Source organism: Gilliamella sp. BG1, assembly GCF_046635625.1.
In the GTDB taxonomy this organism is placed as follows: domain Bacteria; phylum Pseudomonadota; class Gammaproteobacteria; order Enterobacterales; family Orbaceae; genus Gilliamella; species Gilliamella bombi.
The window spans coordinates 150,556-162,290 of sequence record NZ_JBIDFG010000003.1 but is presented as its reverse complement, the minus strand read 5'-3'; the positions used below and the strand labels follow the sequence as shown (position 1 = coordinate 162,290).

The 11,735-nt window shown below is 34.9% G+C and carries 12 protein-coding genes; 4 read left to right on the top strand and 8 right to left on the bottom strand.

The features are described 5' to 3' along the window. Positions 1 to 589 precede the first annotated feature (589 nt). The 7 genes from ACGH80_RS02375 to bamE all read right to left on the bottom strand — a co-directional run bounded on the left by ACGH80_RS02375 (position 590) and on the right by bamE (position 7,519). Complete coding sequence (locus ACGH80_RS02375; protein ID WP_411630480.1) at positions 590 to 736, bottom strand: hypothetical protein; 147 nt, start codon at positions 734 to 736, stop codon at positions 590 to 592. A gap of 24 nt (positions 737 to 760) precedes the next feature. Then, the gene (locus ACGH80_RS02370) at positions 761 to 1,333 is read right to left on the bottom strand and encodes a hypothetical protein (protein WP_411630479.1); all 573 of its coding nucleotides are present in this window, start codon (positions 1,331 to 1,333) and stop codon (positions 761 to 763) included. Positions 1,334 to 1,487: 154 nt separating this feature from the next. Then, positions 1,488 to 2,402, bottom strand: coding sequence for a lysine exporter LysO family protein (locus ACGH80_RS02365; RefSeq protein ID WP_065589158.1), 915 nt, complete (start codon positions 2,400 to 2,402; stop codon positions 1,488 to 1,490). 81 nt (positions 2,403 to 2,483) lie between these two features. Next, a complete protein-coding gene (locus ACGH80_RS02360; RefSeq protein ID WP_411630478.1) occupies positions 2,484 to 3,428 on the bottom strand; it encodes a VirK/YbjX family protein in 945 nt (314 codons plus the stop codon). A gap of 227 nt (positions 3,429 to 3,655) precedes the next feature. After that, on the bottom strand, positions 3,656 to 4,957 hold the full coding sequence (gene eno / locus ACGH80_RS02355; RefSeq protein ID WP_065589160.1) for a phosphopyruvate hydratase: 1,302 nt from the start codon (positions 4,955 to 4,957) through the stop codon (positions 3,656 to 3,658). Positions 4,958 to 5,010: 53 nt separating this feature from the next. Further along, the gene (pyrG, locus tag ACGH80_RS02350) at positions 5,011 to 6,642 is read right to left on the bottom strand and encodes a glutamine hydrolyzing CTP synthase (RefSeq protein ID WP_065589161.1); all 1,632 of its coding nucleotides are present in this window, start codon (positions 6,640 to 6,642) and stop codon (positions 5,011 to 5,013) included. Between the two features lie 460 nt (positions 6,643 to 7,102). After that, on the bottom strand, positions 7,103 to 7,519 hold the full coding sequence (gene bamE, locus ACGH80_RS02345) for an outer membrane protein assembly factor BamE (protein WP_065574933.1): 417 nt from the start codon (positions 7,517 to 7,519) through the stop codon (positions 7,103 to 7,105). Between the two features lie 206 nt (positions 7,520 to 7,725). Between bamE and ACGH80_RS02340 the strand changes: the two genes are divergently transcribed. Continuing rightward, entirely contained in the window at positions 7,726 to 8,337 is a 612-nt protein-coding gene (locus ACGH80_RS02340) for an FKBP-type peptidyl-prolyl cis-trans isomerase (protein ID WP_411630477.1), read from the top strand. A gap of 41 nt (positions 8,338 to 8,378) precedes the next feature. Here ACGH80_RS02340 and ACGH80_RS02335 read toward each other — a convergent pair whose 3' ends face one another. After that, positions 8,379 to 9,575 carry an MFS transporter gene (locus ACGH80_RS02335; protein ID WP_411630476.1) on the bottom strand — a complete coding sequence of 399 codons (1,197 nt, stop codon included), beginning with the start codon at positions 9,573 to 9,575 and terminating at the stop codon, positions 8,379 to 8,381. A gap of 135 nt (positions 9,576 to 9,710) precedes the next feature. On the opposite strand from ACGH80_RS02335, the gene dapB reads away from it, so the two are divergent. The 3 genes from dapB (at position 9,711) to hpt (ending at position 11,709) form a co-directional block, all read left to right on the top strand. Further along, positions 9,711 to 10,532, top strand: a complete 822-nt coding sequence (gene dapB / locus ACGH80_RS02330; RefSeq protein WP_411630475.1) for a 4-hydroxy-tetrahydrodipicolinate reductase — start codon at positions 9,711 to 9,713, stop codon at positions 10,530 to 10,532. Between the two features lie 7 nt (positions 10,533 to 10,539). Further along, on the top strand, positions 10,540 to 11,037 hold the full coding sequence (tadA, locus tag ACGH80_RS02325) for a tRNA adenosine(34) deaminase TadA (RefSeq protein ID WP_411630474.1): 498 nt from the start codon (positions 10,540 to 10,542) through the stop codon (positions 11,035 to 11,037). A gap of 132 nt (positions 11,038 to 11,169) precedes the next feature. Beyond that, the gene (gene hpt, locus ACGH80_RS02320; protein ID WP_085164198.1) at positions 11,170 to 11,709 is read left to right on the top strand and encodes a hypoxanthine phosphoribosyltransferase; all 540 of its coding nucleotides are present in this window, start codon (positions 11,170 to 11,172) and stop codon (positions 11,707 to 11,709) included. Positions 11,710 to 11,735 lie beyond the last annotated feature (26 nt).

Here is an 11,735-nt window from a genome sequence, read left to right as displayed (position 1 = left end):
TTTCTTAAATTTATTGTTATAAAATAAACAGTTAATGTTGTTTTTAGTAATTTTAACATAAAATAGTATATAACTATACTACTCTATTTTAGAATAAAAACTTTATTTTTCATCTACTTTTTTGTAAAGTTTTGTTAAGCGTATAAAAACTCATAACTGTAGGAATTACTCACGTTGTTTATAGTAATTTGAGAAAATACTGTAATCAATAGACATAAAAACAAAATTAACACCTTATCAACAACAAGCAATATTGCGCATATATCATAGAAAATAATCATCACTGATTTGACTAGATATTTTATAGTTAGCCATCAAACCATATATAATACTAAATGATCTCGATCTCTTGAGTCTAAATAGCATGACTACCATTGTATATAAAACATGAAACAAACAGCATAATTTTTTGTGAATTGAGTACTCAATATGAGCATTTACCTAATTTAGATTATATTTTTGTAAAAAATATTCAGGATTCTATACCGTTTGGTAATTAAGACTTCTTCAAACGCGTGCGCACACCATAATATGAATTAAAATTTCACTAAACCTGCAGTCAGATTTAGTTCATCAAATTTATAAATTATCATTCATCCATAATATTTACCCAACTTGGTATAATAGGTGTTCGACAGTAATAATTAGCTGAAGGCTGTATATCTTTATTTCTAATTTTTTGAAATTCTGGCGTTTGAGGATCATCAAATAGCTCAGGATCCCGACGACGATTCATTTTAAAAAACAAGAATTCTTCGTACTAACTGTTGTTGTGTAACCATGGTTTTGGATAACCTAAAGTGGCATAAATGTGGTTACAAATAAAAGTTAACCTCCCACCAAAAACGAAGAAAAAAAAGAACACAAAAGCAACAAAGCCAATACAGCTTGTTTTGGTAATTTCTATCACTTCTAAAGAATCCCACTCATGATTGAATAATACGCTAATGAAAATAAAACCATCGGTACATAATATTATCGATCCAACACCAATCATACAATATTTCAGCAAATGCAACGTCGAAAGACCAACTCCTTTAGGGAAAAATAAAGCATGATATTTAGGAAATCGGACGGCATAAGCTTGATATTTGTTCTTATCAATTTGTTTGACGACCATTTCGACGTAATCACCATTTTTAAAAGTGACATTTTCTAGCCTACCTTTGACTTTGACATTACCGATATAACAAACAAATGGTGTGCCTTTTAATAGCTTGGTTTGTAGTAACCCAAAAGTAAACAAACTAAGCATGAATTCACAAACAAACTTACATATAGCAGCGGTTATTAGAATAAATCCACCAATCATCTCGATAATAAATAGCCCCAAAATTGACTCAATAAAACCACAGTCTTCAGTTTTTTATTGTGATCCTTTTCTTGATCTACTTTCAATATTTTTAAACGCCTTACTTTACCTCTTAATAAACTATACTTTCCCATTACCTTTTTACTCCGTTTAAGTAGGCTTTGCTTTTTTTAAGCTAAAACCCAAACCCTCCATAGTTAAATAACGTAATAAATATCGGCATTATAAGTGTCAATAAAAAACCTTGCGCAATAGCCGCAGGCACTATGGCTATCCCACCACCTTTTTGCAGCATGGGGAGTGTAAAATCCATTGATGTTGCACCACACAGACCTAATGTGGTTAATTGGTAGCGTTTAATTAGTGTTGGGATTAAGATAATTGCGCATAATTCACGCAGAATATCATTTAAAAACGTAGCACTACCAATAACTGGACCATGGGCTTCTGTCATTAAAATACCCGATAACGAATACCAACCAAAACCCGATGACATAGCAAGACCAACTCGTGCGGGCAAATCTAAAACAAATGACGCAACAATGCCCCCCAAAAATGCACTTATCGTAACTACTAGCGTTGTAATTATGCCTATTTTATTGAGCAGAATGTGCTTAATTGAAATATTATTACTGCGCAATTGAATACCGACTAAAAACAATAAAAAAACCAATACAACTTGCGTGGTACTTTCTGAATATTGCCAAATAAATAATGGAAATAATCCGCAAATAAACCCAACAATTAATGCAATACAAACACGCAATGACTCAAAAATCATTTTAAAACGTGATTCGTAAGTTTGATCTGTTTTATATGCCTTGGTAGAAAGAAAATAATCAAAAATAATTAAAACAACAAAATTACCCCCAAATGTACAAATAAAAAGAACACCGGTATAACATAAAATCATTTGTAAATTTGTAGTTAAGTTATCTAAATGTGCAAGTTCAGATCCCATAATGAATAAAATAAGGTAAACCATCCAACTCAATGTTTGGTTAATCTTGGTCATCAAATTATCATTTTTAATCTTAATTAAATAACCAATAAACAATGGCACTAACGCAATAAGAATACCAAAATACATATTTTATTCCTTAACTATTCCTGATTTTTATTTTTAAATAATTGGATCAAACCTATGTTTTAAACATGTTACTGCTAATCATTAAGTCAATGATGCTAATTTTTGCTCAATATTAAGTTGAAGCTGATCCAATAAAGCATAACGATTTCGATATTCTGCACGTTTTTTACTGGCGATTTCTTCAATGGATTTTCGATTAATTTGGTTTGGTAATATAAATAAACCATTGGCATCTTGTTTGCTATCAAGAGTTAACCAAAAATCGTCATAATCAGATAAAATGCGCTCTTGGCGGCTATTATAGCGCCAATTGTTATATATATGTGTTTTATTGCCCACAGCAACAATTTGAGTTAACTGATAATAACGAGCAACAGTTAATACAGCTTCAACTACAACACGTTTAGGGAATAACCCATAGCAGGCTTTAGTCGCTTTTTGTACACGAGTACGCGCATCATTATGTCCTGTGCCTTGTAATCCTGCAATAAATAGCGTTGGCTTACCTTGATATTCTACGATTGAAAATGTTAAAGTGGCTAAGTCGATGCCATCACTATCATAAAAATAAAGGCTGATTTCGCCTTCTCTTGCAAATTTATTACGGGCTTGCACTGCTATTTGAATGTTTTGTTCATTTTTAACTGTTACATCCGCCAATACAAAAGGCAATTGCGGATTATAAAAAGCCTTGCTTACGCTGTCAGGTTGTTTAGCTAAAAAATCATAGTGATACGCCAAAGCGTCATAACGGGCTTTTTGACTCAAGCAAGAAGCTAAATAAGGACGCTGTAATTTGCATGGCAAATTTGTTTGGCACGAAAAATAATCGCCGAGTAATGGGTACTGCCTTAGTTTATCAAGCCATTTTAAGGTGATTGGACTTAAAAACAAGGTTCTAAAAAAAAACTTATAACGATAAGTCGGATTAAGCCATAATTCGTTTAATGGTAATTTACCAGTATAAAGCCAGTTAAAAAGTTGCCATTTACTTTTTGGCTGAGACATATTCGTAATATTATTCATAAGTAGAACTTTAAATTGAGTTAGTTATTTTATCTATTATAGGAACACTAAATTAATCAATACATATTTGATTATTAATAAGCCTTAAAAAAATCAAATGTTAAGAGTACAACACAACCTTAATCGGTGCAACTATTCCTACATTAAGTAGGTTTAAATTATTTGAAAATAAAAAACGGTGAACTAGTCACCGTTTTTTAAGCAATAACGTCTTTTATCAAAAAGAATTATTGGCCTTTAACTTCTTTTAAACCGTTGAATGGTGCTTTTGAACCTAAAGCTTCTTCAATACGGATTAATTGGTTGTATTTAGCAACACGGTCCGAACGGCTCATTGAACCAGTTTTAATTTGACCAGCCGCTAAACCTACTGCTAAATCAGCAATTGTTGAATCTTCAGTTTCACCACTACGATGAGAAATAACTGCAGTATAACCCGCATCTTTTGCCATTTTAACCGCAGCGATAGACTCAGTTAATGTACCGATTTGGTTTACTTTAACTAAGATAGAGTTAGCGATACCTTTTTCAATACCTTGTTTAAAGATTTTAGTATTAGTTACAAATAGATCATCACCCACTAATTGAATTTTGTGACCTAATGCTTTAGTTTGGTAAGCCCAACCTTCCCAATCGCTTTCATCTAAACCGTCTTCGATTGATACGATTGGATATTCATTAGTTAAACCTTCTAAGTAATGAGTAAATTCTTGAGCAGTGAATTCTTTGTTACCTTCACCTTTCAATACATACTTACCAGTTTCTTTGTTATAGAATTCAGAAGCCGCACAGTCCATCGCTAACGTGATGTCTTTACCTAAAACATAACCTGCTTTTTCTACCGCTTCTTTAATACATGCTAATGCTTCAGCATTTGAACCTAAATTAGGAGCAAAACCACCTTCATCACCAACTGCAGTATTCATACCTTTAGCGTGTAATACTTTTGCTAAGTTGTGGAATACTTCAGAACCCATGCGGATTGCTTCACGAACTGTTTTAGCACCAACTGGTTGGATCATAAATTCTTGTAAATCAATGTTGTTATCAGCGTGCTCACCACCGTTGATGATGTTCATCATTGGTAATGGCATTGAATATTGACCTGGAGTGCCGTTAAGATCAGCTATGTGCTGATAAAGAGGAACACCTTTAGCTGCTGCAGCTGCTTTAGCCGTTGCTAAAGATACAGCAAGAATTGAGTTAGCACCTAAATTAGATTTAAAATCAGTTCCATCTAAGTCAAGCATAGCTTGGTCGACAGCGGCTTGATCTAACGCATCTTTACCCACTACAGCTTTAGCAATTGGGCCGTTAACGTTTTCAACCGCTTTTAATACGCCTTTACCTAAAAAGCGAGATTTGTCACCATCACGAAGTTCTAACGCTTCACGTGAGCCAGTTGACGCACCAGATGGCACGATTGCAAGACCAACAAAACCACCTTCTAAATGAACTTCGGCTTCAACTGTTGGATTACCACGAGAGTCGATCACTTCACGACCATGTACTTTAACGATTTTTGCCATGTTATTTTCCTCTATATGACAGATATATTACAAATGTTAATTTAAAACTATTTTTATTGCTGCTCTTGATAAGCTTTGGCAGCTTTTATAAAACTACTAAATAGTGGATGTCCATCTCGTGGTGTTGATGTAAATTCTGGATGGAACTGACACGCAACAAACCATGGATGATCTGGGATTTCGATAATCTCAACCAACTTTCTATCCGTTGAAAGACCGGTGACCTTTAACCCAGCTTTAACCACTTCAGGTAATAAATTATTATTTACTTCATAACGATGTCGATGACGCTCGGTAATAGATTCGTTTTTATACATATCGTATACTAATGAATTTGGCTCTAAATGGCAAATTTGTGAACCTAAACGCATTGTGCCGCCTAAATCACTGTTTTCGTTACGCTGTACTACATTGCCCGATTCATCGCTCCATTCTGTGATTAAAGCAATGATTGGGTTTGCACAATCTTTAACAAATTCGGTTGAGTTAGCATCTTTAATACCCGCAACATTACGCGCATATTCGATCATAGCCACTTGTAAACCAAGGCAAATACCTAAGTACGGGATCTTGTTTTCACGTGCATAGCGAGCGGCCATAATTTTGCCTTCAACACCACGATAACCAAATCCACCAGGAATTAAGATAGCATCTAAACCTTCTAGTAAATCAGTACCACGTGACTCAAGATCTTCTGAATCAATATAACGGATATTCACCGTTAAACGATTTTTTAATCCACCGTGTTTTAATGCTTCATTCACTGATTTATAGGCATCAGGTAAAGCAATATATTTACCCACCATACCAATAGTCACTTCACCAACTGGGTTCGCTTCTTCATAAATGACTTGTTCCCATTGAGAAAGATCGGCCTCTTTACAATCAAGATTGAAACGTTTACAAACAAAAGTATCTAAGTTTTGTGATTTTAATAATGCCGGAATTTTATAAATAGAATCGACATCTTTAAGTGAAATCACTGCACGTTCAGGCACGTTACAAAATAGTGCAATTTTAGCTCGTTCATGAGCAGGAATAATGCGATCGGAACGGCAAATTAACACATCGGGTTGAATACCAATTGATAGCAACTCTTTTACTGAATGTTGCGTAGGTTTGGTTTTGACTTCACCTGCAGAGGCCAAATAAGGTACTAAGGTTAAGTGCATAAATAATGTGTGTTCACGACCAACATCAACCGCTAATTGACGAATCGCTTCTAAAAACGGAAGTGATTCAATATCACCAACAGTACCACCAATTTCAACAATTGCGACATCAAACCCCTTTGCTCCATCAATTACACGTGATTTAATTGCATTAGTGATATGAGGAATAACTTGAACTGTAGCCCCTAAATAATCACCACGTCGTTCTTTTCGTAACACATCAGAATAAATGCGCCCTGTAGTGAAGTTATTTTTTCGCGTCATTTTAGTGCGAATAAAACGTTCATAATGACCTAAATCAAGATCGGTTTCTGCACCATCTTCAGTCACAAACACTTCACCATGTTGAATAGGACTCATTGTGCCCGGATCGACATTAATATAGGGATCAAGTTTGAGCATGGTGACATTTAAATTGCGGGCTTCTAAGATTGCAGCAAGTGATGCTGCGGCAATGCCTTTACCAAGGGAAGAAACGACACCGCCTGTAACAAAAATATAATTCGTGACCATTAATACCAGACCATTATTAATTTATAAGAACAATGTTGTATCGATTTTTAAAGCATAAAAACCAATATAACAAATAAGAATCAGACGGGAATGCAGTATAACAGAATCTGCCTTGTCCCACAATTGAATAATTAATTTTAACTGATAAGTTGCAGGAAAATACCGAGTTGTTTACAACTCATGATTAAAATAACCTGATTATAAATCTACAGTAGCAAATTCTAAATATTTAAGATGAGTATAATGATCCTCGTCAACAAATAAGATAAAACATTATTTAGGTATAGCAATCGTAACAATAAGTTGTCGAGAATTTATATTAGTATGGTCACATTGGCAGTTGTATGATGTAGCTAAAAATGTATAAATAAGCTTATAATTAATACAAAAGATCAATAGCCGTAGCTAAACCAAAATAAAAACCTCATTTTTTAAATGAGGCTTTTATTTTATATTTTAATTAAGATTCAGGAGTATCATCATCAGATTTTGTATCAATTGGATCTGATATACCTTGTTTATTCATTTCTTCTAATGATTTAGAACCTGCTAGCTCTGAAGTTTTGATATCCTTTACAATACCCATTTCATCAAAATAGACAACATAGGTTCTTTGACTAACAGCGCCATGCTGCGGTTGTTGACGGAAAACATAATACCAAACACGATCACCAAAGACAGAAGTTAACATTGGTGACCCCATAATAAATACAACCTGTTCTTTATTTTGACCAACTTGTAATAGGTCTATAGCATCTGGTGTTACATAATTACCTTGGTTAATATCAGGTCGATATACCCAACGATCAACAACCGAACAACCAGTTAATAAAACACTCGCTACAATTGTAAAAGAGGTAAACTTACGAAACAGCATCTAACTTTATCCATAAAAAAATAATGATATATATTATCGCTGATATTTTTCATAAGTGCTAGCCAAATTAATAAATTCTTCTACAGTTAGATAATGATTCTGATATCAGTAGGTCCTAACATAAATTATCACTTGACTTTTATTCTTGTATCAACCAACTTAATACTGTCATGATAGACACTATTTTTAAACATCAAAGGTACAAAATGAAACTAGAAACTATAGATCAAAAAGCAAGTTATGCTATCGGTTTGCAAATAGGACAACAACTAAAAGAATCTGGCTTAAATAATTTAGAACTCAACGCATTAAAACTAGCAATGGAAGATGTATTATCGGGTAATCAACCTGCTCTACCTTTACAAGAATTACATGAAGCATTACGCCATGTGCATGAACAAGCAACCAAAGAGAAGGCCAAACAAGCAGAAAAAATTGCTCAAGCAGGTAAAGATTTTCTAGCAAAAAATATCAAAAAAGATGGCATTAAATCAACTGAATCTGGTTTACAGTATGAAATCATCAAACAAGGCGATGGCGATTTACCGAAAGCAACCGATCGCGTGCAAGTTCATTATACAGGGCAACTAATTGATGGTACAGTATTTGATAGTTCTGTTGAACGTGGACAACCTGCTGAATTTCCAGTCAATGGTGTGATTAAAGGCTGGGTTGAAGCATTACAACTTATGCCAGAAGGTTCAAAATGGCGTTTATATATTCCTCAAGAATTAGCTTATGGTGCTCAAGGTGCTGGCGCATCAATTCCACCATACAGCACATTAATTTTTGATGTTGAATTATTAAAAGTTTTATAAGTAAGAATGGACGCTACTTGGCGTCCATTTGTTTTGAACTATTATCGTTTAGGAAGATGATAAGCACTAAATGCCGCCAGTAACAATAAAATACTCGCTGTACCAAACGCAACTAAATGAGTGTGTAAATGATCATAAGCCCATCCACCTAACCATGAACCAATCATCGCACCAATTTGATGTCCCAAATAGGTTAATCCTGAAAGTAGTCCCACAATTTTTACACCATAAATATCTGCGGTAATGGCTCCAGACATCGACAACGCACCAGCCCAAACCAAACCACCCACTGCTGCAATAGTAAAAAGCTGCCATTTAGTTGATGCTAAAACAAGAGCAATAAAACCTAAACCTCGTATTAAATAGACCATCATTAAAATGTTTTTTCGTTGCACTATATCAGATAAATAACCCAAAACTAAGGTACTAAAAATAGCGACTAAACCAATCAAACCAATACCATTAGAGCTAGTGATAGGATCAAATCCATGATCGATAAGCATTGGGACTCCATGTGTTCCTAATAAATTCATACTGAAGCCACAGGTAAAAAGCCCAAAACTCAGTTGCCAAAATGGACGTGTTTTTAACACATCTATAAGTTTGATACTAGGCTCTATTTTTTGATTGATAACAGGCTCTATACCAGAGACTTCGATCTCCGATTGATTATCTTTCATAATAAACAAAGCAATAGGCAAAGCGATAATCATAAAAATCACAGCAAACGAAATTAGCGTTGTTTTCCATCCATAAATAGGAATAAAGAAAGCAAAAACAGGTAACATTACAGCAATACCTGCCATACTTCCTGTTGATAAAATAAATAAAGCCAACCCTCTACGCTTGATAAACCAACGTGCCACAATGGGCGTAAAACTGACAGAACCAACAAAGGAAGTACCAAAAGATAACGCAACACCAAAAGATAGAAAAAAGTTCCAATAATCAGTTGAGTTAGCTGACCAAACAGTAGAAATAAAAATAATGATGGAACCCAATATTAGGACAAAACGAGTGCCATATTTACCGACTAAATATCCCGCTATTGGCATAGCAATTCCAGAGAAAAGCATACCTATAGCAATAATTCCAGAAAGAATGCTACGACTAAAATTAAGATCATTTGCAATGGGAAGAAAAAAAACTCCCATACTCATTCTTAATCCACTAGAAAGTAAAGTTAGAAAGGAGGCCGCAATAACAATATTCCAACCAAAATACCACGGAGATCGCATAATAAACTCCTGATTATTTTTTATAGAAAACGGTTCAAAAATTCTAGCATTTAAGTTTAGTCGATGTGTATAAGTTATTTATTTTCCGCTATAATATTTATTTATCTATATTCACAAAAAGTTAAGGAAAGTTATATGTCAACAAATATGGTTCGTATCGCGATCGCAGGCGCTGGTGGCAAAATGGGACGGCAACTTATCCAAGCTGTTTCGCAAATTGAAGGCGTTACTTTAGGAGCAGCATTTGAACGAGCAGGTTCCTCACTAATTGGTAGTGATGCTGGTGAGCTTGCAGGGATCGGTATTTGTGGCATTAAAGTCACCGATAATCTAGAGCAAGCTAAAGATCAATTTGACGTATTGATCGATTTTACGCGACCTGAAGGTACACTCGCCCACTTAGCTTTTTGTGTTGAAAATAAAAAAATGATAATCATTGGCACAACTGGTTTTGATGATGCAGGTAAACAAGCTATTGCTGATGCAGCTAAAAGCATTGCCATTGTCTTTGCTGCAAACTTCAGTGTCGGTGTTAACTTAGTGCTAAAATTATTGGAAAAAGCTACCAAAATTATGGGCGGTTATACTGATATCGAAATTATTGAAGCCCATCACCGTCACAAGGTTGATGCTCCTTCTGGTACCGCATTAGCCATGGGTGAAGCCATTGCAGATGCACTTGATTGCAACTTAAAAGATCGTGCAGTTTACTGTCGTGAAGGTCATACAGGGGAAAGACCACAAGGCGCTATTGGCTTTGCAACTATCCGAGCAGGTGACATAGTAGGAGAACATACCGCTATCTTTGCCGATATTGGCGAGCGCGTTGAAATTAGTCATAAAGCATCTAGCCGCATGACATTTGCTAATGGTGCTGTTCGAGCCTCGCTCTGGCTTGCCAAACAGCCAGTTGGTTTATACGACATGCGTGATGTTCTAAATCTCAATAATTTGTAATTTGAAAATGTCAGATGAAATTTGGATACAACATGCACTAGTGCTTGCTAAACGTGCCGAGTTGCTTGGAGAAATCCCAGTCGGCGCGGTGATTGTTGATGAAAATAATCAAATTATTGGTGAAGGTTTTAATCAACCCATTAGTAAGCATAATCCCACTGCGCATGCTGAAATGATGGCTATTGAACAAGCAGGTAAATATTTGAATAACTATCGATTGATTAATACAACTCTGTATACCACTCTTGAGCCTTGCATTATGTGTGCTGGAGCCATTATACATAGTCGTATTAAACGCGTAGTATATGGTGCAAAAGATTACAAAACTGGTGCAGCAGGTTCTTTTATCGATATTCTTGCTCAGCAAGGCATCAACCATTATGCAGAAGTAACAGGTGGAGTGTTAACTAACGAATGTAGTACTATTTTGAGTGATTTTTTTAAAAAACGGCGTTTACAAAAAAAAGTGACTAAAAATTGTTGTCAAAAAGTTTCAGGTAACTAGGTGTTTGAGTATAAAAAACAAAAATCTATTCCCATGTTAGTTTAATAAAAAATGGGTTCGCTTATTCTTTTTACCAAGGAAAATTGCTAGAATCTCATTTAATTTTTTAAAAATTTAATTTGAGCATTATTAATGAAAAAACACACATTAGAAATGATGATATCTACTGATGATATCCAAAAACGTGTAATTGAGCTAGGCCAACAAATAAGTCAAGATTATCAACATAGCCAAAATGAACTTATTTTAGTTGGACTTTTACGTGGCTCTTTTATTTTTATGGCCGATTTGAGTCGAGCAATTACTGTCGGGCACGAGGTTGATTTTATGACAGCATCAAGCTATGGTAATGCTGTTATTAGTAACCGTGACGTTAAAATCTTAAAGGACTTAGATGAGGATATCCGTGATAAAGATGTATTAATTATCGAAGATATTATAGATACAGGTAATACTCTTAGCAAAGTCATGGCTATTTTAGAATTGCGCCATCCACGCAGTATTGAAATTTGTACGCTATTAGACAAACCCTCTCGCCGTGAAGTAAACGTTCCAGTTAAATATATCGGATTTTCAATTCCTGATGAATTTGTTGTGGGTTATGGTATTGACTATGCCCAGCACTACCGTCACTTACCTTTTATCGGTCATGTAACTTTACTTGAATCTTAATATTATACGAGGTATATGTGTCTCGA